Origin of the sequence: Mycoplana sp. MJR14 (assembly GCF_029210525.1) — a bacterium.
In the GTDB taxonomy this organism is placed as follows: domain Bacteria; phylum Pseudomonadota; class Alphaproteobacteria; order Rhizobiales; family Rhizobiaceae; genus Mycoplana.
In genome coordinates this window covers 1-23168 of the sequence record NZ_JARGEO010000005.1, presented here as the reverse complement: position 1 = coordinate 23168, position 23168 = coordinate 1, and the positions used below count along the sequence as shown (strand labels likewise).

Genomic DNA, 23168 nt, shown 5'->3' with positions numbered 1-23168 from the left:
TCAGGCGGTCTGCATGGCGCCGGGGCCGGGGATCGCCTTGGGCGGGCACTTGCCGAGGATGATCATGCCGAGCACCTCGTCCTTGGTGACGTCCTCGGTCCGCGCATGGCCGACGACCTGGCCGTTCTTCATCACCGAGACGCGGTCGGCGAGGTCGAAGACGTCATGGATGTCGTGGCTGATCAGGAAGATGCCGATGCCTTCCTTCTTCAACTGCTTGATCAGTTCGCCCACCTGCGCGGTCTCCTGCGGCCCCAGTGCTGCCGTCGGCTCGTCCATGATCAGGATGCGGGCGTCGAACAGGATCGCGCGGGCGATCGCCACCGACTGGCGCTGGCCGCCGGAGAGCGCCTTCACCGGCTCCTTGAAGCGCTGGAAGTTGGGGTTCAGCCGGCCCATCACCTCGCGGGCCTTCGCCTCCATCGCCACGTCGTCGAGCGTGCCCCAGGGGGTGCGCAGCTCACGGCCGAGGTAGAGGTTGGCGGCGGCGTCGACGTTGTCGGCGACGGCGAGCGTCTGGTAGATCGTCTCGATGCCGTACTTCTTCGCATCGCGCGGATTGTTGATGTCGGCCGGTTCGCCGTTGATCAGGATCTCGCCGGCATCGCGCCGGTAGGCGCCCGAGAGGATCTTGATCAGGGTGGACTTGCCGGCGCCGTTGTGGCCGAGCAGTGCCACCACCTCTCCCGGATAGAGATCGATCGAGGCATTGTCGACGGCGTGGATCCCGCCGAAGGAGATGGAGATGTTCTTCATTTCCACGAGCGGAGTGCGTTGTTGGGACATGGGCGTACTCCTTCTTACTTGGCTCGGGCGCGGTAGACGGTGTCGAGCCAGACGGCGACGACGAGGACCACACCGACGACGATGCGCTGGAACGGGCTGTCGATGCCGAGAAGCACCATGCCGGACTGCAGCGATTGCATGACGAGGGCGCCGATCATCGCGCCGGCTATGGTGCCGACGCCGCCGGCGAGCGAGGTGCCGCCGATGACGGCGGCGGCGATCGTGTAGAGCTCGTCGAGCTCGCCCTGGGCGTTGGTGGCGGCATTGAGACGGGCGGTCGAGATCGCGGCCGCGATGGCGCAGAGCACGCCCATCAGCATGAAGATCTTCACGGTCACCCAGCGGGTCTTGATGCCGGCGAGGTCGGCGGCTTCCGGGTTGCCGCCGATGGCGAAGACATAGCGGCCGAAGCGCAGGCGGGTGGCGATGAAGGTCATGACGATGCCGACGGCGATCGCCATCAGCACGGGGATGGCGATGCCGTGCGGGATCTGCAGCCCGCCGTCCGGCCAGGCGATCGCGTTGGCCTCGGCATAGCGCCGGGCGATGTTGGCCGGCCAGTAGTAGTGGTTGGCCACCGAGACGGCGCCGAGGACGAGGGCGCAGCCGAGCACGGAGAGGAAATACTCCGCCCAGACCGGACGCAGGGGAAAGCCGAAGCGCTTGCGCTGCTTGCGCGAATTGAGGATGGCGCCGACGATGGCAAGGCAGGCGAGGACGCCGACGACCCAGCTGGCGGTGGCGCCGATCGAGCCCTCGGTGCCGCCGCCCATCAGGCGGAAGGTGGTGTTCATCGGCGCGACCGTCTGGCCGCTGGTGACGAACCAGGTGGCGCCGCGCCAGACGAGCAGGCCGCCGAGCGTGACGATGAAGGCGGGCACGTTGAGGAAGGCGATGATCGAGCCGTGCAGCGCGCCGATGGCAGCGCCCACGAGCACGCCGCAGCAAAGCGTGACGATCCAGATCGCCGGGTGCTCGAGGCCGAGGTACTGCGGCAGGATTTTTGCCTGCAGGACGCCCATGATCATGCCGCAGAAGCCGAGCACGGAGCCGACGGAGAGGTCGATGTTGCGCGTGACGATGATCAGCACCATCCCCGTTGCCATGACGGCGACGGACGAGGTCTGGACCGTCAGGTTCCAGAGGTTGCGCGGCGTCAGGAACAGGCCGCTCGTCAGGAACTGGAAGCCGAGCCAGATGATGACGAGAGCGCCGACCATGCCGAGCAGGCGCGTGTCGATCTCGGTTGCCCGGAAAAAGCGCCTGACCGGATGCTCGTCGGCATTGCGGGCGCGATTTGCCTGGGTCGTATGTGTGATGTCGGCCATGAACGTGCCTTCCCCCCACTGAACGTGTTGATGGTGCCGCGTTGCCCGCCCGGGGAGGGCGTGCGGCAGGTCTGTCGATTGCGGGAACCGGCGGGCGTTACGCCCGCGTGCTCTTCGGACCGATGGCGTGGACGATCGGAACGCCATTGTCCGCCGCACCCCCGTCTTGCGCAAGCGCCGCAACGGGGTGCGTTGCGGCGCTCGGGAAGGATCGGGTCAGGCCCCGTCGGGATGGGTCACTTGCAGGCGGCGACGTCGCCCTCGACGCCCTGGCAGGCTTCCTCCTTGGAGATCCAGCCCGCGTCGATGACGACGTTCAGGTTGTCCTTGGTGATCGGAAGCGGTGCCAGGAAGACCGACTGCATGGCAACGCCCTTCGGTCCGCCGTTGAAGGTCGTCACGCCTGCGATCTCTTCCATCTTCTTGCCGCCGGCCAGTTCGACGGCGATTTCAGCCGCGCGCTTGCCGAGTTCGCGGCTGTCCTTCCAGACCGACACCGTCTGCGTGCCGAGCGCGATGCGGTTCAGCGCCGCCTTGTCGGCGTCCTGTCCGGAGACCGGCACGGCGCCGGCCAGACCCTGGGCGTCGAGCGCTGCGATCGCGCCGCCGCCGGTGCCGTCGTTGGAGGCCACCACCGCGTCGACCTTGTTGTCGTTGGCGGTCAGGAACTGCTCCATGTTCTTCTGGGCGATCTCGGGCTTCCAGCCGTCGGTGTAGGCTTCGCCGACGTTCTTGATCTTGCCGGCGTCGATGGCTTCCTTCAGCACTTCCATCTGGCCGGAGAAGAGGAAGTCGGCGTTCGGGTCGGCGGAGTTGCCCTTGATGAAGACGTAGTTGCCTTCCGGCTTGACCTTGAACACCTCGCGGGCCTGCATGCGGCCGACTTCCTTGTTGTCGAAGGTGATGTAGAAGGCGGCCGGGTTCTCGATCAGGCGGTCGTAGCCGACGACCGGGATGCCTTCGGCGGCGGCCTTTTCGATCGCCGGGCCGATCGCGTCGGAATCCTGCGCCAGCACGATCAGGGCGTTGGCGCCCTGGGCGATCAGCGATTCGACGTCGGTGAGCTGCTTGGCGGCGGACGACTGGGCGTCGGCCGAGATGTACTTGTCGCCGGAGGCCTCGAGGGCCGCCTTGATCGCGGCTTCGTCGGTCTTCCAGCGCTCTTCCTGGAAGTTCGACCAGGAAACGCCGACCACGAGGTCCTTGGCCTGCGCCACCGAATGCAGCGACACGATGACGGCAACCCCTGCCATCAGCTTCAGAACTGACTTCATTTCATCCTCCCAAAAGAAAGCCGACCGCCCGGACGAACCCTCCCGTCACCGTCGACGACCGACCAAAGATGCTGCCCGCAAATTCCTTGCCCTCAAGCTCTCCCGGAATTTTTCTCGACAGTCGAGAAAATAGATGTCAGAAGTTGGGAAGGCTGTCAACAAGCCGTGCCCGGCACTTGTGGAAGGCTGCAACAGGTGCTTTGGGAGGAGCATTCGTTGGAAGCGCGCATCGAGATCGGAGTTCCTGCATGCTGACGCGATCGAGCACCGAACTGGTGCGTCAGCAGAACAGCGCGCTCGTCCTGGCGACTCTGCGCCGCCACGGGGCGCTGGCGCACACCGAGCTTTCCGCCCGCACCGGCCTTGCCTCCGCCACCGTCTCGGCGATCACGGCCGAGCTGGAGCGGGCGCGGATCATCGAGAAGCTGGAGCAGCAGAGCGCCGGCGGCCGCGGTCGTCCGCGGGTGCTTCTCAGCCCCCGGCGGGACTGCGGCTATCTCATTGCGGTGCGGATATCCTCAGACGTCGTGCAGTATTCGCTGGCCGACTATGCCGGCACGCTGATCGACCGGTTCGAGGAGCCGCGAGAGCATGCCGATCCCTCGACGGAACGGTTCGTCTTCACCCTGCAGGCGGGGCTCGCCAAGGTGCTGCAGCGATCGGCGCTCGGGCGCGAGCGCGTGCTTTCCGTCTCGATCAGCAGCAAGGGGATCGTCGATGCGACCGGCACGCGGCTCCTCTGGTCGCCGGTCTTCGGGTCGGCGGAGATCGACTTCGCATCCGTCCTTTCGGAATGGTCGTCGGTCACGCTCGGCAACGAGACGCTGCTCGTCGCCCACGCGCTCGGCCGGCGCGCGGAGAAGGCGGGCGGGGGCGGGCGGGCGCTCGCGGCCCTGTCGCTCGGCCACAGCGTCGGGCTCGGGATCGTCAGCGGCGACGAGACCGGCGACCTCAAGGTCTCCGCACCCAATTTCGGCCACATGCTGCACGCCGCTGACGGCAAGCTCTGCCGGTGCGGGTCCCAGGGCTGCATCGAGGCCTCGGCCGGCTTCTACGGGATCCTGCGCACCGCCTTCGAGGTGCCGCCGGACACGATCCCGGCCAAGTTCGTCCCGCTTGCGGAAATGGACAAGATCGCGCTCCGCGCCCGCCAGGGCCACCGCATGTCGGAATATGCCTTCCGCCAGGCGGGACTGGCGCTCGGCCAGGGGCTGTCGCGCGTCTTCAGCCTCTACGAGAGCATGCCGGTCACGATCACCGGACTGGGCGCGCGCTTCATCGACCTGCTGTCGCGCGGGATCGAGGAGGGACTGATGCAGACGCAGCAGGGCCGCCTGCAGGGCATGCCGGCGATCACGATCGCGCCGGACGAGGCGACGCTGGTGTTCGAGGGCCATCTGGACCGGGCGCTGACGCAGGTCGACCGGATGCTGGCGGGCGAGCGGCCGGCACCGGGCGACAAGTGACGGACGACGGATCCCGGGCTCCGACAGACGTGCCCGCCGTCGCGGAACCGGGCACAAAAAAAAGGCCGGGCGCATGGCCCGGCCAGTTGCTGGGAGGAGACCGAGTCAGCCGATGGTGACCTGACGTTTTTCCTTGACCGACGCCAGCGCCGCATCGGCAATGGCAAGAGCCGCCAGCCCGTCCGCGCCGGAGGGCGCAAGTGGGGTGCCCTTTTCCAGCGACGCGATGAAGCGCGCGATCTCGTTCGCATAGGCCTCGGTGTAGCGGGTCATGAAGAAGTCGTGCAGCGGCGGGCGGGTGTAGCCGTCGCCGGTGGCGACCTCGATGGAGACCGGGCGCTGGTTTTCCGCCGACACCATGCCCTTCGAGCCGTGCACCTCGATGCGCTGGTCGTAGCCGTAGGTGGCGCGGCGGGAGTTGGAGATGACGGCCTGCTTGCCGGAGGCCGTCTGCAGGATCACCGAGACGCTGTCGTAGTCGCCGGCCTCGCCGATCGCCTTGTCGACGAGCACGGCCGCCGTCGCGGTGACGGTGACCGGCTCCTCGCCGAGCAGGAAGCGGGCCATGTCGAAGTCGTGGATGGTCATGTCGCGGAAGATGCCGCCGGAGCGCTTGATGTAGTCGACCGGCGGTGCGCCGGGATCGCGCGAGGTGATCGTCACCATTTCGACGTCGCCGATCCGCCCGGCATCGATCGCTTCGCGGACGGCCATGAAATGCGGATCGAAGCGGCGGTTGAAGCCGACCATCAGCTTGCCGCCGGTCTCCTTGACGACCTTCATGCAGGCACGCACGCGCTCGACGTCGAGATCGATCGGCTTTTCGCAGAAGACCGCCTTGCCGGCCCGGCAGAAGCGCTCGATCAGGTCGGCATGCGTATCGGTCGGGGTGCAGATGACGACGGCGTCGATATCGCCCGCGGCCTCGATCTCCTCGATTGTGCGGACGGCGCAGCCATATTGCGCGGCGATGGCCTCGGCGGCTGCGGGAAAGGCGTCGGCAACGGCGACGAGGGTGGCATCGGGGTTGCCGGATACCGCCTTGGCGTGAACCTTGCCGATGCGGCCGGCGCCGAGGAGACCAAATCTGACGGTCATCTGTCATGCTCTCGTATGGCCGGACCGTTCCGTCCGGCAAAGGGCGGGGCCATGCGCTTCCCCGGATCGCGCCCCGCCAAGGGCGGGGTTCGGGCGAGGATCGGGCCGACATAGTCAATTTGGAATATGTAGTCTGAATTCTCTCTCCCGTGGAATATTCATTCCATTTCATGCCGGTGCCGTCAAGGCCTGTTTGCCGCCTGTGCTCCGGAATTCGCCCGCTTCGTCGCTCGGCTCGCCCCGCCTGCGGTCAACGCAAGCGATTTCCTTTGCGCGGAAATGGTTCTAAGAGCCTGTTCAGCAAAAGGGAGCCCGCTTCATGAAATTCATCGATCCCACCCATCCGGTCTATCGTCCGCTCTGGGTGCGGCTTCTGATCGTGGGGAGCTGTGCGGCCTGGACCGCGGTCGAATACTATAACGGCCAGGAAACCTGGGGCCTGATCTTCCTCGTCGTCAGCGCCTATGCCTTCGCCCAGCTGATCCTCTTCTACAAGCCGGAGGAGGCGCGCAAGCCGGACGAGAAGAAGGCGCCGGACGAGGGCAGCGAACAGTGACGCCGCCGCTGTTGGCGTTTCGCGCGCCTCGTTTCTAGCGGCGGAGCCCGAGCGCCGTCTCCGCCTGGATCCGGCGCAGCGTCTCGTCGATCAGCATGTTGGCGATCGTCATGCGTCGCGTGGCGTTGGCCCGCAGGTCGGCCGGCGCGGTGTCGGGGTGATTGTCGCGGGCGAAGGCGCGGCGAAGCTCGGCAAGCTGCGTGCGCGTCTCCTTGCCCGTGAGGCCGAGGTCGGCCGCGATCTCCTCCGGGTTCGTCCGCAACAGGTGGGCCGGCGGCGCGGGCGCGGCCGGCGCGGCCTCGGCTGCCGCCGTGCCGGGGTCCGCGCATGCGAAGGCGCCTTCCGGCGCATCGAAGCCGTCGTCGAAATCGTCCATGGCGCGGTAGGCGGCCGCGGCCGAGCGGGGCGGGACCGCAGGCCGGCCTTCGGGGAACACGGTGAAGACGGGATGGGCGCCATGGACGGGGTCGTCCGCGCCGGCGACCGTGGCCTGTCCCGCGCGCTCTTCCGCGGCCGGGCCTTCCGCGGCCAGCCGGTCCAGCACGCTCTCGAACACGCTCTTGCCGAACATCCGCTCTCCTCAGCCGTCCGAGCGGTCCGGAAAGAGCACCCGGCTGCGCTGGAGAATCAGATCATAGAACAGCTTGGCGCTCGGCGGCAGCTCCCGGCCCTTGATGGAGATGAGGCTGTAGGGCTTGATGTCGATGTCGAAGTCGGTCTTCAGGATGCGGACCTCGCTCGGCCCGCCGCCGTTCCCCGTGACGAACTCGGCCATGTCCAGGGCGATCGGCGCGATCGCGTTGGAGGAACAGACGAGCGCCACGGTGAGCAGCAGCGAGGCGGTGTTGACCACCGTTCCCGGCAGGGGGACGTCGCCGGCGATGAACAGCTCCTCGACCCGCCGGCGCAACAGCGTTCCGGGCGGCTGGAACACCCAGTCGTAGAAGGGCAGGTCCGCCAGCGACACGGTGTCCTTCTCAGTCAGGGGGTGGCCCTTTCGCACGATCAGGCAGGCCTTTTCCACGCCGATTTCCTGGACGTTGAAGAGGCGCGGATCGAGATCGTCGGGCACGCGCGCCATGATGAAGTCGTGCTTGGACGAGATCAGCTCGCGGGCCAGCACGTTGCTCGTCTCGATGCGGACGTTGACCTCGATGCCGGGATAGGCGGCGCTGACCTGCTGGATCGCCGGGACCGCCAGGCTGATCGCCGGTGCGGCCACCGTGCCGAGGAAGACCGTGCCGCCGGCGCCGGACTTCAGCGCGGCGATTTCCCGGTCGACCTCGTCGAGTTCCAGAAGGATGGTGCGGGCGCGGCGGGCGAACGCCCGGCCGAACTGCGTCAGTTCCACCCCGCGAGAGACCCGTTCACAGAGCGGGACCTTTATTATACTCTCCATCTCCGTCAGCATGCGCGAGGCCGCCGGCTGGGAGATGCTGAGAGCCGCGGCGGCAGCGCTGACCTGCTTGTGCTGGTCGATCGCGACGATCATGCGGAGGTGGTTCAGCTTGAGGCCCGAGCGCAGCAGGCCGAGGCCGAGCTGGTCGTCCGCGGGCCGCTCGGGGGGCGGCGGGGCGTCAAATATGGCTTCATGCATATGTTAACCGTCTTCCTTCACCCAAAAATCATATCATTAACGATCATTATATCGTTTTTGGTATGGGATTAGAAGCTTATTGTATTTGACAGTTATAGCGTTTCGGTAGAGTTTGCCCGGCAGGTGCGCTCGTGCCCAAGGGAGTTGAGGCCGGGAGGGGTAAACATCCTTTTCCTCCGTTGGAGACCGTCGTCTGCGACAGCGGGCAACGAAGCACTGAATTCGGTCTGGACGTGGAGTCAGGCCTGTACAAGGGAGAGACTAAATAATGAAATTGATCACTTCGCTTCTCGCCGCCGCTGCCATCAGCGTGGCGTCCTTCGCCGTACCTGCCTTTGCGCAGGACAAGGGCACGGTCGGCATTTCCATGCCGACGAAGACCTCCACCCGCTGGATTTCCGACGGCGAGACCATGGAGAAGCTGTTCACGGAGGCCGGCTACACGGCGGACCTGCAGTTCGCCGATGACGATATTCCGAACCAGCTGGCCCAGATCGAGAACATGGTCACCAAGGGCGCCAAGGTTCTCGTGATCGGCGCCATCGACGGCACCACGCTGTCGGACATCCTGGCAAAGGCGCACGACGCCGGCGTCAAGGTCATCGCCTATGACCGCCTGATCCGCGATTCGGGCAACGTCGACTACTACGCCACCTTCGACAACTTCCAGGTCGGCGTCCTGCAGGCAACCAGCCTCGTCGACGGCCTGAAGGCCCAGTTCGGCGACGTCAAGCCGTGGAACGTCGAGCTGTTCGGCGGTTCGCCGGACGACAACAACGCCTTCTTCTTCTACGACGGCGCCATGTCGGTCCTGCAGCCGCTCATCGACAGCGGCGACATCGTGATCAAGTCCGGCCAGCAGGGCATGGACCAGGTCGGCACGCTGCGCTGGGATGGCGCGGTCGCCCAGGCCCGCATGGAAAACCTGCTGTCCTCCACCTACACCGATGCCCAGGTCCATGGCGTCCTGTCGCCCTATGACGGCCTGTCGATCGGCATCCTGTCGGCCCTGAAGGGCGTCGGCTACGGCTCGGGCGACCAGAAGATGGCCGTCGTCACCGGTCAGGACGCCGAGCTGCCGTCGGTCAAGTCGATCCTCGCCGACGAGCAGTACTCGACGGTGTTCAAGGACACCCGCGAACTCGCCAAGGTTGCCGTCAACATGACGGATGCCATCCTCGGCGGCAAGGAGCCGGAAGTCAACGACACCAAGACCTACGACAACGGCGTCAAGGTCGTTCCGTCCTACCTGCTGAAGCCGGTTTCGGTCGACAAGTCCAACGCCAAGGACATCCTGGTCGGCGCGGGCTACTACACCGAAGATCAGATCAACAACTGATAGCGGTCTGAAAACGGGGGGTCCGCGATCGGTTGCGGACCCTTTTATCTTGGCGGTGGAGCCTGTAGACTTTCGGCTCCAGCCCGTCGCACGCAGAATGCTGCCGGAATGCCTGAACATGGACAACATCATTCTCGAAATGCGGAGCATCACCAAGACGTTTCCCGGCGTCAAGGCGCTCGACAACGTCAGCTTCAAGGTCCGCGAGGGCGAAATCCACGCGCTGGTCGGTGAAAACGGAGCCGGCAAGTCGACCCTGATGAAGGTGCTGAGCGGCGTCTATCCCGCGGGCACCTACGAGGGTGAAATCCACTACGACGGCGAACTGCGCCGCTTCGCCACGATCGCCGACAGCGAAGAGCTCGGCATCATCATCATCCACCAGGAGCTGGCGCTGGTGCCGCTGCTCTCGATCGCCGAGAACATCTTCCTCGGCAACGAGATCGCCACCAACGGCGTGATCCACTGGCCGCAGACCTTCGCCCGGACGCAGGAACTGCTGAAGAAGGTCGGCCTGACGGAATCGCCCACCACCCTGATCACCGATATCGGCGTCGGCAAGCAGCAGCTGGTCGAGATCGCCAAGGCGCTGTCGAAGAAGGTGCGCCTGCTGATCCTCGACGAGCCGACCGCGTCACTGAACGAAAAGGATTCCGAGGCGCTGCTGAAGCTGCTGATGGAGTTCCGCGCCCAGGGCATGACCTCGATCATCATTTCGCACAAGCTGAACGAGATCAAGAAGGTCGCCGACAAGATCACCATCCTGCGCGACGGCGGTACGGTCGAGACGCTCGACTGTCACAGGGAAGACATCAGCGAGGACCGGATCATCAAGGGCATGGTCGGCCGCGACATGGAAGACCGCTACCCGCCGCGCGAGCCGAAGATCGGCGAGAAGCTGCTGGAAGTGAAGAACTGGAACGTCTTCCACCAGCATCACCGCGACCGCCAGTTCCTGCACGACGTCAACTTCAACGTCCGCGCCGGCGAAGTCGTCGGCATCGCCGGGCTGATGGGTGCCGGCCGCACCGAGACCGCGATGAGCCTCTTCGGCAAGTCGTGGGGCCACAAGATCAGCGGCGAAGTCTACATGCGCGGCAAGCCCGTCGACGTCAGCACGATCCCGAAGGCGATCGACGCGGGCCTGGCCTACGTCACCGAGGACCGCAAGCACCTCGGCCTCGTGCTGATGAACAACATCAAGCAGAACACCACGCTCTCGAACCTCGAGGCGGTGTCGAAGAACGGCATCATCGACGACCACAAGGAAACGAAGGTCGCGACGGACTACCGCTCGAAGCTGCGCATCCGCTCGCATTCGATCTATCAGGAGACGGTGAACCTCTCCGGCGGCAACCAGCAGAAGGTGGTGCTGTCGAAATGGCTGTTCACCAATCCGGAAGTGCTGATCCTCGACGAGCCCACGCGCGGCATCGACGTCGGCGCCAAATTCGAAATCTACAGCATCATCAACCAGCTTGCAGCCGAGGGCAAAGGCATTCTGATGATCTCTTCGGAGATGCCCGAGCTGCTTGGAACCTGCGATCGCATCTATGTCATGAATGAAGGACGTATCGTCGCAGAGCTTTCCAAGGAGGAGGCAAGCCAAGAATCCATCATGCGCGCCATCATGCGCTCCGGGGAGAAACACTAATGGTCGCCGATACCAGCGCTCCAACCTCAAAACCGTCCATCGGGGACTATCTCAGGAACAATATCCGTGAGTACGGCCTGCTCGTCGCGCTCGTGGTCATCATGGTGTTCTTCCAGATCCTGACGAGCGGCGTCCTGTTCCGCCCGGTCAACATCACCAACCTGGTGCTGCAGAACTCGTTCATCGTCATCATGGCGTTGGGCATGCTGCTGATCATCGTCGCCGGGCACATCGACCTGTCGGTCGGCTCGATCGTCGCCTTCATCGGCGCGATCTCGGCGATCATGCTGGTGAAATGGGGCGTGCCGGCGATCATCGTCGTGCCCGCATGTCTGATCGTCGGCGGCATCATGGGGGCGGCGCAAGGCTACTGGGTGGCCTACCAGAAGATCCCGTCCTTCATCGTCACGCTGGCCGGCATGCTGGTCTTCCGCGGCATGACCTATGTCGTGCTCGGCGGCCGCCCGATCGGTCCGTTCCCGAAGGAATTCCAGGTCCTTTCCACCGGTTTCGTGCCTGATTTCCTCTATTTCCTGAACCCGGCCCCGGAGGTGATCAAGAACGTGGTGGCGCTCGTCGCCGTCATCCTGCTCGTCGCGCTGGCCGTCTGGTCCGGCTTCCGCAGCCGCAGGATCAACGAGATGCACGGCACCGAGAACGAGCCGTTCGTGTTCTTCGCGATCCAGATGGCCGTCATCGCCATCGTTGCGCTCTTCATCGGCTTCCAGCTGTCCACCTATCGCGGCCTGCCGAACGTGCTGATCGTCATGGGCGTCCTGATCGCGCTCTATTCCTTCGTCACCACGCGTTCGACGGTCGGCCGGCGGATCTACGCCATGGGCGGCAACGAGAAGGCGGCGAAGCTTTCGGGCATCAACACCGAGCGCCTGACCTTCTACACCTTCGCCAACATGGGCGTGCTGGCGGCGCTCGCCGGCATGATCATCACCGCGCGCCTCAATTCGGCGACGCCGAAGGCCGGCGTCGGCTTCGAGTTGGACGTGATCGCGGCCTGCTTCATCGGCGGCGCTTCGGCTTCGGGCGGTGTCGGCAAGATCACCGGCGCGGTGATCGGCGCCTTCATCATGGGCGTGATGAACAACGGCATGTCGATCATGGGCATCGGCATCGACTACCAGCAGCTGATCAAGGGCCTCGTGCTTCTGGCTGCGGTGTTCTTCGACGTCTACCAAAAGAACAAGGGCTGACCGGCCAGCGCCGGACAGCCGCACAGTCGTCAACCTATCGGGCCGCGGGGCGCGCGGTCTGGCGGCGCGGCAGCGGTCGCGCCGTTGGCGGAGCCTTGCCGAGGCGGGCCGCCGCGAACGAACAAGGATTTGGACCATGCTGGTATCACAGTTGAAGAATGCCGACGGCTCGATCACGGTCGCCGCACGCGAGGACGGGCAGGGCGCCCGGGCGGTCAAGAACGCCGCCAGCCTGTACGCGCTCGCCATGGAGGCCGCCGACGGCGGCAAGAGCCTCAAGGCGGTGATCGAGGCGCACGGCTACGGCGAGGCGATCGACCTGGAGAAGGCCTATGCCGAGGGCCGGCTGATCTCGCCGATCACCCATCCCGATCCGGCCCACCTGCACCTGACCGGCACCGGCCTGACGCATCTCGGCTCCGCCGCGACCCGCGACGCTATGCACAAGAAGACGACGGAGGCGGCCGCCGAGACACTGACCGATTCCATGAAGATGTTCAGGATGGGTCTCGAAGGCGGCAAGCCGAAGCCGGGCGAGAAGGGCGTGCAGCCGGAATGGTTCTACAAGGGCAACGGCACCCAGGCCGTCGCCCCCGGCGGCGCGCTGACCTCGCCCTCCTTCGCCGAGGACGGCGGCGAGGAGCCGGAAATGGCCGGCATCTACGTCATCTCGTCGAAGGGCGTGCCATTCCGCCTCGGCTTTGCCGTCGCCAACGAGTTCTCCGACCACGTCACCGAGCGGGTCAACTACCTGTGGCTGGCCCATTCCAAGCTGCGCCAGGCGAGCTTCGGCCCGGAGATCCGCATCGGGGTCGCGCCGGACGACATCCGCGGCTTCTCGCGCATCGTCCGCGACGGCAAGGTGCTATGGGAAAAGCCGTTCCTGTCGGGCGAGGCGAACATGTCGCACACCTTCGCCAACCTCGAATACCATCATTTCAAGTACGACCTGTTCCGCCAGCCGGGCGAAGTGCACGTGCACATGTTCGGCACCGCGACGCTGTCGTTCGGTGACGGCATCCGCACGCAGGAAGGCGACGTCTTCGAGATCGGCGCCGACGGGTTCGGCCTGCCGCTCCGCAATCCCTTGGCAATTGCCAAGGAAGTTCCGGTCGAAATCCAGCAATTGTAACGGATCCGGGCCGGTGCCTGCGCGCCGCCGGGATGAGACAGGAGGGCCTTGCCCATGACCATCCACAAGAACCTGATCGCCGGCGAATGGGTCGGCAGCGACGGGGTTGCCAACATCAATCCGTCGAACACCAACGACGTGATCGGCGAATACGCCCGCGCCTCGGCCGATGATGCCAAGACCGCGATCGCCGCGGCGAAGGCCGCCTTTCCGGCCTGGTCGCGATCCGGCATCCTCGAGCGCCATGCGATCCTGAAGAAGACCGCCGACGAGATCATGGCGCGCAAGGACGAACTCGGCACGCTGCTCGCCCGCGAGGAGGGCAAGACGCTGCCGGAGGCAATCGGCGAGACGATCCGGGCCGGGCAGATCTTCGAATTCTTCGCAGGCGAAACGCTGCGGCTCGCCGGCGAGGTCATTCCGTCGGTGCGGCCGAACATCGGCGTCGAGATCACCCGTGAGGCCGTCGGCGTCGTGGGCATCATCACGCCGTGGAACTTCCCGATCGCCATTCCGGCCTGGAAGATTGCGCCGGCACTCGCCTACGGCAATACGATCGTCTTCAAGCCGGCCGAGCTAGTGCCGGGCTGCGCCTGGGCGATCGTCGACATCCTGCACCGCGCCGGGCTGCCGAAGGGCGTGCTCAACCTCGTCATGGGCAAGGGCTCGGTCGTCGGCCAGGCGATGCTGGAAAGCCCCGACGTCGCCGCGATCACGTTCACCGGCTCGACCGGTACCGGCAAGCGGGTGGCCGCCACCTCGATCGAGCATAACCGCAAGTTCCAGCTGGAAATGGGCGGCAAGAATCCCTTCGTCGTGCTCGACGACGCCGACCTCACCGTCGCCGTCGAAGCCGCCGCCAATTCCGGCTTCTTCTCGACCGGCCAGCGCTGCACGGCCTCCTCGCGACTGATCGTCACCGAGGGCATCCACGACAAGTTCGTCGCCGCGCTGACGGAGAAGCTGAAGACGCTGGTGGTCGACGACGCGCTGAAGGCCGGCACCCATATCGGCCCGGTGGTCGACGCCAGCCAGCTCAAGCAGGACACCGACTACATCGAGATCGGCAAGGGCGAGGGCGCCAGGCTCGCCTTCGGCGGCGATCTGCTGACGCGCGACAATCCGGGCTTCTACCTGCAGCCGGCGCTGTTCACCGAAGCGACGAATGCCATGCGCATCAGCCGCGAGGAGATCTTCGGCCCGGTCGTCTCGGTGATCCGGGTGAAGGACTACGAGGAGGCGCTGGCCACCGCCAACGACACGCCGTTCGGGCTGTCGTCGGGGATCGCCACGACGAGCCTCAAGCACGCGACGCATTTCAAGCGCAATGCGGAAGCCGGCATGGTGATGGTCAACCTGCCGACGGCCGGCGTCGACTTCCACGTGCCCTTCGGCGGTCGCAAGGGATCGTCCTACGGTCCGCGCGAGCAGGGCAAGTATGCCAACGAGTTCTACACGACGGTCAAGACCGCCTACACGCTGGCGTGACCGCGCCGGCCTGAAAATCGCCCCGGCAGTGGCGCCGGGGCGCCTCCTTCAAGGACGCTAGGAAATGACAAAGAAAGCAGAATGGCCGCGCAGGCTGAGGTCGCAGGAATGGTACGGCGGCACGAGCCGCGACGTGATCTATCACCGCGGCTGGATGAAGAACCAGGGCTATCCGCACGACCTGTTCGACGGCCGTCCGGTGATCGGCATCCTCAACACCTGGTCGGATCTGACGCCCTGCAACGGCCACCTGCGCGAACTCGCCGAGAAGGTGAAGGCGGGCGTCTGGGAGGCCGGCGGCTTCCCGGTCGAGGTGCCGGTGTTCTCGGCCTCCGAAAACACCTTCCGCCCGACGGCGATGATGTACCGCAACCTCGCGGCGCTCGCGGTCGAGGAGGCGATCCGCGGCCAGCCGATGGACGGCTGCGTGCTGATGGTCGGCTGCGACAAGACCACGCCGTCGCTCCTGATGGGGGCGGCCTCCGTCGACCTGCCGTCGATCGTCGTCACCGGCGGACCGATGCTGAACGGCTATTTCCGCGGTGAGCGCGTCGGTTCGGGCACGCATCTTTGGAAGTTCTCCGAGATGGTGAAGGCCGGCGAGATGACGCAGGCCGAGTTCCTCGAGGCCGAAGCCTCGATGAGCCGCTCGACGGGCACCTGCAACACGATGGGCACCGCCTCCACCATGGCCTCCATGGCCGAGGCGCTCGGCATGGCGCTTTCCGGCAACGCCGCGATCCCGGCGGTCGATTCCCGCCGGAAGGTGATGGCGCAGATGACCGGCCGGCGCATCGTCCAGATGGTCAAGGACGACCTGAAGCCGTCCGACATCATGACGAAGCAGGCTTTCGAGAACGCCATCCGCACCAATGCGGCGATCGGCGGCTCGACCAACGCGGTGATCCACCTCCTCGCCATTGCCGGCCGCGTCGGCATCGACCTGACGCTGGACGACTGGGACCGCTGTGGCCGCGACGTGCCGACCATCGTCAACCTGATGCCGTCCGGCAAGTACCTGATGGAAGAGTTCTTCTATGCCGGCGGCCTGCCGGTGGTGCTGAAGCGCCTCGGCGAGGCCGGCCTCCTGCACAAGGACGCGCTGACGGTCTCCGGCGAGACCATGTGGGACGAGGTCAAGGGCGTCGTCAACTGGAACGAGGACGTGATCCTGCCGGCCGAAAAGGCGCTGACGCAGTCTGGCGGTATCGTCGTTCTGCGCGGCAATCTCGCGCCGAAGGGCGCGGTGCTGAAGCCGTCCGCCGCCTCGCCGCATCTTCTCACCCATCGCGGCCGCGCCGTCGTGTTCGAGGACATCGACGACTACAAGGCCAAGATCAACGACGACAATCTCGACATCGACGAGACCTGCGTCATGGTCATGAAGAACTGTGGGCCGAAGGGCTATCCGGGCATGGCCGAGGTCGGCAACATGGGCCTGCCGCCGAAGGTGCTGAAGAAGGGCATCACCGACATGGTGCGCATCTCCGACGCGCGCATGTCGGGCACGGCCTACGGTACCGTCGTGCTGCACACCTCGCCGGAAGCCGCCGTCGGCGGGCCGCTGGCGGTGGTGAAGAACGGCGACATGATCGAGCTGGACGTGCCGAACCGTCGCCTGCATCTCGACATTTCCGACGAGGAACTGGCGCGGCGTCTTTCCGAATGGAAGCCGAACCACGAACTGCCGACCTCCGGTTATGCCTGGCTGCACCAGCAGCACGTCCAGGGCGCCGACACCGGCGCCGACCTCGACTTCCTCAAGGGATGTCGCGGCAGCGCTGTCGGCAAGGACAGCCACTGACGGCCGCAGCCGGTACGGCAAGACAAGAAGAGGCGGGGACAAACCCCGCCTTTTTCGTTGCAGGACCGGCATCGACACCGTGACGCGCCGCCGCGCCGCCAGTGGTCGGCTTGAAATGCTTCGATAATGGACATATTATCTGTACAGAAATCCGTGCGGAGACAGAACATGACGAAGAGCGTTGCGGCCACCGAATTCAAGGCCACCTGCCTGCGCCTGATCGACGAGATGAACGCAGACGGCGAACCCGTCGTCATTACCCGCCACGGCAAGCCGGTCGCCGTGCTCTCGCCGGCGGTTCCGGCGGAGGGCAAATCCGTCTTCGGGGCCCTCAAGGGCAGCGTACTGCGCTACGACGATCCGTTTGCCCCGGCCGCCGACGCCGACGACTGGGCGGCTGCGCGGTGATCGTTCTCGACACGCACGTCTTCGTCTGGCTGATGGAGGGAAGCGGCCGGCTCGGCGCTCGCGCCCGACGCGCGATCGATGACGCAGTGCTGACAAACGGCCTGTTCCTGTCGGCGATCACCCCCTGGGAAATCGCCATGCTTGCGGAGAAGGGGCGCCTGGCCCTCGGCCGCGACGTCGCTGCCTGGCTGGACGCGGCGCTGGCGCTGCCCGGCATCCACCTCGCCGCCATCAGCCCTGCGATCGCCGTCGACAGCGTGCGCTTGCCGGGCGCCTTCCACGCCGATCCCGCCGATCGCCTGATCGTCGCCACGACGCGCAATCTCGGCGCGATCCTGCTGACGGCGGACCGGGCCGTGCTCGACTATGCTGCACTCGGCCACGTCCTTGCCGAGGATGCCGGCGTATAGCACCGGCTGATCCGGCTCTAGCTCTGGCTCTGCGACTGGCTCTGGCTCTGCCCGGCCGCCTCGACCCGGATCGATACGCTCATCGTCTCGGCGGCGCGGCCGACGACCAGGCCGGAGACGGGGGCGGCGTCGCGGTAGCAGAGGCCGGTGGCCAGCCGCACGTAGCGATCGTCGGGGCAGATGTCGTTGGCCGCGTCGAAGCCGATCCAGCCGATGCCCTGAACGTGAACGTCGGCCCAGGCGTGGCTGGCCGTCTGGTCGACATGGCCGTCCATCAGGAGATAGCCCGAGACATAGCGGGCCGGCAGGCCCAGCACGCGTGCGGCCGAAATCATCACATGGGCGTGGTCCTGGCAGACGCCCGAGCCCTTCTCGAGCGCACGCTCCGCCGTCGTATCCGCCGCCGTCTCGCCGGTCTTGTAGTCGATCGCCTTGTGGATGGTCGCCATCAGCGCGTGCAGGCGGGCGAGTTCCGTCTCGCCGTCCGAGGCGCGGACGAGTTCGCGAACGAGCCGGCCGGGCTTCGTCAGCGCCGTCTCGCGCAGGTAGAGCCAGAGCGGAACGTAGCCCTGGTGCGGGCCGAAGACGCCGGCGCGGTCCTCGGTGTCGACCTCGCCCTCGGCGATGATTCGGATCGTCGTCTGGTCGGCGTTCGTGCTGACGAGATCGACGTGATTGCCGAAATGGTCGCTGTAGCCGACCTCCACATGCGCGCCGTGAACGGTCGTCCGCCAGTCGAGCACCGTCTGGCCCGGCTGGGTCTTCGGGGTCAGCCGCAGGCGCTGCAGCGAGTACTGCACCGGCTCGTCATAGGTGTAGACCGACGTATGATTGATCTTCAGCCGCATCTTCAAGTCCCCTGCCGCGCAACGCTACTGATAGAAGCGGTAGCCGTCCGCGATTTCCTGCCCCAGCCTGTTGTTCTGGACGATGAATTCCTCGATGAACTCGTGCAGCCCCTGGTCCATGATGTCTTCCATCGTCCGGTTCTGGAGCAGCGTCAGTGTCGTCGAGGCGGTCTCGTGCGCGGCGTGGGTCTCGCCGTAGGCCTGGCCGAGGAAGCACAGGTTGCTGACGATCTTCTCGTAGCTGAAGGCGAGCGAGCGCGGCATGCGCGCGTTCAGGATCAGGAAGTGGGCGATGTTGGAGGGCTTGTACTCGCCGTCATAGACCCAGCCGTAGGAGCGGTGGGCGGAGACCGAGCGCAGGATCGATTCCCACTGCATGTTGTCCAGCGACGAGCCGACCTGCGAGATCGCCGGCAGCAGCACGTAGTATTTCACGTCGAGGATGCGCGCGGTGTTGTCGGCGCGCTCGATGAAGGTGCCGATGCGGGCGAAGTTGTAGATGTCGTCGCGCAGCATCGTGCCGTGGAAGGCGCCGCGGATGAGGCCGGCGCGGCGCTTGATCGTCTCGATGATCTCCGGCAGGTCGGTCGAGCGCGCCTTGCGGGCGAGCACGTGCTTGAGCTCGATCCAGCACTCGTTGACCGCTTCCCAGGTCTCGCGCGTCAGCGCGGTGCGCACCATGCGGGCGTTGTTGCGGGCCGCGTCGATGCAGGACATCACGCTCGAAGGGTTGGCCTTGTCGCGCAACAGGTAGTCGATCGCGTCGACGCTCGAAAGCGTCGGATGCACCTTGTCGTAGTCCTCGCGCACGCCGGCGCTCTGCAGCACGCCGTCCCAGTCGTCGTCGCGGCTGTCGCTGCGGGTCAGCGACATGCGCAGGCCGGCATCGATCAGCCTTGCCGTGTTTTCCGCCCGCTCGATGTAGCGGAACATCCAGTACAGTCCGTTTGCGGTTCTGCCCAGCATGGCGCTCAGTCCTCCAGAACCCAGGTATCCTTGGTGCCGCCGCCCTGGCTCGAATTGACCACGAGCGAGCCGGCCTTCAGCGCCACGCGCGTCAGGCCGCCGGGGATGATCTGCACCTTGTCGGAGACGAGAACATAGGGGCGCAGATCGACATGGCGCGGCGCCACGCCCTTGTTGACCAGGATCGGAACGGTGGAGAGCGACAGCGTCGGCTGGGCGATGTAGCCGCCCGGCTTGCTCTTCAGCTTGTCGGCGAAGAGGGCGCGCTCCCTTTTGGTCGCCGTCGGGCCGACCAGCATGCCGTAGCCGCCCGAACCGTGCACCTCCTTCACCACCAGCTCTTCCAGGTGCTCGAGCACGTATTTCAGGCTGTCCGGTTCCGAACAGCGCCAGGTCGGCACGTTTTCGAGGATCGCCTTGCGGCCGGTGTAGAACTCGACGATTTCCGGCATGTAGGAATAGATCGCCTTGTCGTCGCAGATGCCGGTTCCCGGCGCATTCGCAATGGTGATGTTGCCGGCCCGGTAGACGTCCATGATGCCCGGGATGCCGAGCGCGGATTCGGGGCGGAAGGTGAGGGGATCGAGGAAATCGTCGTCGACGCGACGGTAGAGCACGTCGATCGCCTCGTATCCCCGCGTGGTCCGCATCTTCACCTTGCCGTCGATGACGCGCAGGTCGGATCCCTCCACCAGTTCGACGCCCATCTGGTCTGCCAGGAAGGCGTGCTCGTAGAAGGCGGAGTTGTAGATGCCGGGCGTGAGGACTGCGACGCGCGGCCTGCCGGTGCAGCCGGGCGGGGCCAGCGAGGCGAGGCTCTGGCGCAGGAGGTTCGGATAGTTCTGGACCGGGCGGACCTTGTTCTGCTGGAACAGCTCCGGAAACATCTGCATCATGGTTTCGCGGTTTTCCAGCATGTAGCTGACGCCGGAGGGCGTGCGGGCATTGTCCTCCAGGACGTAGAACTGGTCCTCGCCGGTGCGCACGATGTCGGTGCCGACGATGTGGGTGTAGACGCCGCCCGGCGGCTTGAAGCCGATCATCTGCGGCAGGAACGCCTCGTTCTTCTCGATCAGTTCGCGCGGCAGCCGGCCGGCGCGGATGATCTCCTGCTTGTGGTAGATGTCGTCGAGGAAGGCGTTCAGCGCGATCACCCGCTGCTCGATGCCCTGGGCCAGTTTGCGCCATTCGCGGCCGGAGATGATGCGGGGGATGAGATCGAAGGGGATGAGCTTTTCGGAGCTATCCGCGTGGCCATAGACGGCGAAGGTGATGCCGGTCTTGCGGAAGATGTTCTCGGCATCCCTGGACTTGGCGATCAGGCGGGCCCGATCCTGACTGGAATACCATTCAAAGTAGTCTTGGTATGGCTGGCGCGGGCTGGAGTCCGCGTTCATCATTTCGTCAAATGCCAACGGCGTGTTCCCCAATTTTCTCGCCATTTGAGTACAACGTCCTGGGCAATGCAAGAACCGTGCTCAATCGGCATGCAAAAATCTGTCCGGCGCAAACAAGCGGCAAAGGCCTGCACGCGTTTCGATGCCGCGGCCCGTCTCTGGCCGGCCGCGGCGCCTGTCGGCCTGCGGATGCGGTTGCAACTGCTCAATTAAGATGCAAATGCCGCGTGCGCAGCGCGGTTGAACCTAACGATCAAGAATATTGCTTTGACCATCGGACGCCGGCGCCCTAACGCTTTCGCCTTCGATCCGAAAAGCCGTCCGGAAGCCCTCCATGTCCCTCGATCGCATCGCTCCGGCACTCTTCGTGCTGCTCTGGTCCTCGGGCTGGGTGGTGGCGAAGTACGGCGGCATCTACTCCGATCCGCTGACGTTCCTCGCGGTGCGCTATGCGACCGCGGCGATCCTGTTTGCCGCCTACTGCCAGGTCGCCGGCGTGCACTGGCCTTCGGACCGGTCGACGGTCGTGCATGCGATCGTCTCCGGCGTCTTCCTGCACGGCTTCTATCTGGGGGCTGTCTGGTGGGCGATCGGCCAGGGGGTGCCGGCGGCGCTCTCCGGCATCATCGCCGCGCTGCAGCCGCTGATGACGGCGCTGGCGGCGCCGTACTTCATCGGCGAGCGGCTGTCGCCGCTGCAGAAGGCCGGCATCGGTCTTGGCTTCGCCGGCGTCGCCCTCGCGGTGCTGCCGAAGTTTGTGGGCGCGGGGCATGCGGAGATACCGACTTTCCCGATCATCCTGAACGTGATCGGCATGATGTCGGTCACCTACGGCACGATCTACCAGAAGCAGCACCTGCAGACCGGCGACATCCGCGCGATCGCGACGCTGCAATATGTCGGCGCCCTTGTCGTCACCTTGCCCTTCGCGCTGGCCCTCGAACCGTTCCGGGTGGAACTGTCCTTCGGTTTCGTGGCGCTGCTCGTCTGGTCCGTGGTCGGGATCTCGATGGGGGCGATCCTGCTGCTGCTCTACCTTCTGCGCCGCGGCCAGGTGGCCCGTGCCGCCTCGCTGATCTATCTGGTGCCGCCGCTCGCGGCGATCGAAGCGGCGATCGCCTTCGGCGAGGAACTGACCCTGCCGATGATCGCAGGCACGTTCGTCGTCGTCGCCGGCGTCTATCTCGCAAACCGCAAGGCGCCGCAGACCGCGCCGGCGGAGTAGGCGGCGAGGGCGTGGCAGACGGCCCGCCACCGGCAATTGCAGTCGCGGCAAAATTCCGTACTCTTTGGCGGGCGCCGGATGCCGTATCCCGGCGGTCCGCCCGTGTCCGGACGGCGGCGGGAGCAGAGCACGGCTATCAGGACGGGGGAGTCGACATGGTTGGAACAACCGTAGTTGCGTTTGCACTCGTGGCCTTCATCGGGATCACGACGCCGGGACCGACGGTGCTGCTGGCGCTATCGAACGGATCGCGCTTCGGGGTGCGGCGCGCCTGCCTCGGCATGGTCGGCGCGGTGCTGTCGGACTTCGTGCTGATCGGCGCGGTTGCGCTCGGCCTCGGGGCCCTGCTTGCCGCATCCGAATTCTGGTTTTCCGTCGTCAAGTGGCTCGGCGCCGGCTATCTCGCCTTCCTCGGCGTCATGCTCCTTCGCTCGAAGGGCACGCTCGAGGCCTCGCTGCAGCCGGCGGGCGCCACCGATACCGGGACGGCCCGGTCGATCTTCCTCAAGAGCTTCCTCGTCGCGGTGACGAACCCGAAGGGCTACCTGTTCTTCTCGGCCTTCCTGCCGCAGTTCATCGACCCGGCGGCGCCGCAGGCCGGGCAATATCTGGTGCTGGCGCTCGTCTTTGCCGGCATCGATTTCGTCGTCATGTTCGGCTATGCGCTGCTCGGTGCGCAGGCGGTCCGGATGCTGCGCAGGTCGGGCGCCATCTGGCTCGACCGGATGTGCGGCGGCGCGCTGCTGGCGCTTGCCGGCTCGCTGGCCCTCTATCGGCGGGGCGGGGCTTAGAGGCAGGGCCAGGCCAAATGAAAACGGCGGGCCGAGGCCCGCCGCAATTCTCGTCGTTGCAATCCGATAGCCGCGCTCAGGCCTGTTCGCGGCGCTTGCCGTTCTGGCGGCGCGACTGGCCATTGCGGTTGCCGTTGTTCTGGCCCGGACGGCCGCCGGCGTGGTTGCGGTTGCGGCCTTCGGCGTGCTTCTGGTCGGGGCGGCCCGGCGCGTGCCGGTTCTGCCCGGCGCCGTCGTGGCTGGCCGTGTCGGGGCGGCGGTCCTGGCGCTTCTGCGGGCGGTCGGAGAAGCCGCGGTCCACGATCTGGCCTTCGCCGCGTTCGCCGGCCTGGCTGCCTGACTGCGCGCGATGCTCGGCATGCTGCTGGCCGCCGCGGGCGCCCAGATCGGAAG

The 23168-nt window shown here is 65.9% G+C and carries 21 protein-coding genes and 1 pseudogene; 12 read left to right on the top strand and 10 right to left on the bottom strand.

Features of this window, described 5'->3' with window-relative positions; translation table 11 throughout:
* The 3 genes from P0086_RS13430 to xylF form a co-directional block, all read right to left on the bottom strand.
* A complete protein-coding gene (locus tag P0086_RS13430) occupies positions 1–786 on the bottom strand; it encodes an ATP-binding cassette domain-containing protein (protein ID WP_112593919.1) in 786 nt (261 codons plus the stop codon).
* 14 nt (positions 787–800) lie between these two features.
* Complete coding sequence (locus tag P0086_RS13425) at positions 801–2114, bottom strand: sugar ABC transporter permease (protein ID WP_112593920.1); 1314 nt, start codon at positions 2112–2114, stop codon at positions 801–803.
* Positions 2115–2350: 236 nt separating this feature from the next.
* Entirely contained in the window at positions 2351–3388 is a 1038-nt protein-coding gene (gene xylF / locus P0086_RS13420) for a D-xylose ABC transporter substrate-binding protein (RefSeq protein ID WP_112593921.1), read from the bottom strand.
* Positions 3389–3636: 248 nt separating this feature from the next.
* On the opposite strand from xylF, the gene P0086_RS13415 reads away from it, so the two are divergent.
* Positions 3637–4854, top strand: coding sequence for an ROK family transcriptional regulator (locus P0086_RS13415; protein ID WP_148187866.1), 1218 nt, complete (start codon positions 3637–3639; stop codon positions 4852–4854).
* A 105-nt stretch (positions 4855–4959) separates the two neighbouring features.
* Here the strand turns inward: P0086_RS13415 and iolG are convergent, their stop codons facing one another.
* Complete coding sequence (iolG, locus tag P0086_RS13410) at positions 4960–5952, bottom strand: inositol 2-dehydrogenase (RefSeq protein WP_275786244.1); 993 nt, start codon at positions 5950–5952, stop codon at positions 4960–4962.
* A gap of 319 nt (positions 5953–6271) precedes the next feature.
* Here iolG and P0086_RS13405 point away from each other — a divergent pair, with 319 nt between their 5' ends.
* Positions 6272–6508 (top strand): hypothetical protein, encoded by a 237-nt coding sequence (locus tag P0086_RS13405; protein WP_275786241.1) that lies wholly within the window; start codon positions 6272–6274, stop codon positions 6506–6508.
* A gap of 34 nt (positions 6509–6542) precedes the next feature.
* On the opposite strand, the gene P0086_RS13400 is transcribed toward P0086_RS13405, so the two are convergent.
* Together P0086_RS13400 and P0086_RS13395 are read right to left on the bottom strand one after the other, a co-directional pair.
* Positions 6543–7079: a hypothetical protein gene (locus P0086_RS13400; protein WP_275786237.1), complete on the bottom strand. Its 537-nt coding sequence runs from the start codon at positions 7077–7079 to the stop codon at positions 6543–6545.
* 9 nt (positions 7080–7088) lie between these two features.
* Positions 7089–8105, bottom strand: coding sequence for a LysR family transcriptional regulator (locus P0086_RS13395; RefSeq protein ID WP_112598586.1), 1017 nt, complete (start codon positions 8103–8105; stop codon positions 7089–7091).
* Between the two features lie 268 nt (positions 8106–8373).
* On the opposite strand from P0086_RS13395, the gene chvE reads away from it, so the two are divergent.
* From chvE to P0086_RS13355, 8 genes are all read left to right on the top strand, one after another.
* Complete coding sequence (gene chvE / locus P0086_RS13390) at positions 8374–9444, top strand: multiple monosaccharide ABC transporter substrate-binding protein (RefSeq protein WP_112598587.1); 1071 nt, start codon at positions 8374–8376, stop codon at positions 9442–9444.
* 118 nt (positions 9445–9562) lie between these two features.
* Positions 9563–11098: a multiple monosaccharide ABC transporter ATP-binding protein gene (gene mmsA / locus P0086_RS13385; RefSeq protein WP_112606817.1), complete on the top strand. Its 1536-nt coding sequence runs from the start codon at positions 9563–9565 to the stop codon at positions 11096–11098.
* Entirely contained in the window at positions 11098–12306 is a 1209-nt protein-coding gene (mmsB, locus tag P0086_RS13380) for a multiple monosaccharide ABC transporter permease (RefSeq protein WP_112606579.1), read from the top strand. Before mmsA ends, mmsB begins: the two co-directional genes overlap by 1 nt.
* Positions 12307–12442: 136 nt before the next feature.
* Positions 12443–13438, top strand: a complete 996-nt coding sequence (araD1, locus tag P0086_RS13375; RefSeq protein WP_275786229.1) for an AraD1 family protein — start codon at positions 12443–12445, stop codon at positions 13436–13438.
* A 54-nt stretch (positions 13439–13492) separates the two neighbouring features.
* Complete coding sequence (locus tag P0086_RS13370; protein ID WP_275786226.1) at positions 13493–14926, top strand: aldehyde dehydrogenase family protein; 1434 nt, start codon at positions 13493–13495, stop codon at positions 14924–14926.
* A 64-nt stretch (positions 14927–14990) separates the two neighbouring features.
* Positions 14991–16730, top strand: coding sequence for an L-arabinonate dehydratase (araD, locus tag P0086_RS13365; RefSeq protein WP_112598593.1), 1740 nt, complete (start codon positions 14991–14993; stop codon positions 16728–16730).
* A gap of 168 nt (positions 16731–16898) precedes the next feature.
* On the top strand, positions 16899–17138 hold the full coding sequence (locus P0086_RS13360) for a type II toxin-antitoxin system Phd/YefM family antitoxin (RefSeq protein WP_112606577.1): 240 nt from the start codon (positions 16899–16901) through the stop codon (positions 17136–17138).
* Positions 17135–17548, top strand: a complete 414-nt coding sequence (locus P0086_RS13355) for a type II toxin-antitoxin system VapC family toxin (RefSeq protein ID WP_275786219.1) — start codon at positions 17135–17137, stop codon at positions 17546–17548. Before P0086_RS13360 ends, P0086_RS13355 begins: the two co-directional genes overlap by 4 nt.
* Positions 17549–17565: 17 nt before the next feature.
* Here the strand turns inward: P0086_RS13355 and P0086_RS13350 are convergent, their stop codons facing one another.
* The 3 genes from P0086_RS13350 to P0086_RS13340 are packed head-to-tail and all read right to left on the bottom strand — an operon-like array spanning position 17566 to position 20762.
* Complete coding sequence (locus P0086_RS13350; RefSeq protein WP_275786217.1) at positions 17566–18396, bottom strand: transglutaminase family protein; 831 nt, start codon at positions 18394–18396, stop codon at positions 17566–17568.
* A gap of 24 nt (positions 18397–18420) precedes the next feature.
* Entirely contained in the window at positions 18421–19362 is a 942-nt protein-coding gene (locus P0086_RS13345) for an alpha-E domain-containing protein (protein ID WP_275786214.1), read from the bottom strand.
* Positions 19363–19367: 5 nt separating this feature from the next.
* Positions 19368–20762 (bottom strand): circularly permuted type 2 ATP-grasp protein, encoded by a 1395-nt coding sequence (locus P0086_RS13340; protein ID WP_275786971.1) that lies wholly within the window; start codon positions 20760–20762, stop codon positions 19368–19370.
* A gap of 331 nt (positions 20763–21093) precedes the next feature.
* Here P0086_RS13340 and P0086_RS13335 point away from each other — a divergent pair, with 331 nt between their 5' ends.
* Both P0086_RS13335 and P0086_RS13330 read left to right on the top strand, forming a co-directional pair.
* Entirely contained in the window at positions 21094–21984 is an 891-nt protein-coding gene (locus P0086_RS13335) for a DMT family transporter (protein ID WP_275786212.1), read from the top strand.
* A gap of 155 nt (positions 21985–22139) precedes the next feature.
* Positions 22140–22775 carry a LysE family translocator gene (locus P0086_RS13330; RefSeq protein ID WP_275786208.1) on the top strand — a complete coding sequence of 212 codons (636 nt, stop codon included), beginning with the start codon at positions 22140–22142 and terminating at the stop codon, positions 22773–22775.
* A 76-nt stretch (positions 22776–22851) separates the two neighbouring features.
* Here the strand turns inward: P0086_RS13330 and P0086_RS13325 are convergent.
* Positions 22852–23168, bottom strand: a pseudogene (locus P0086_RS13325) (hypothetical protein); the annotation flags it as partial.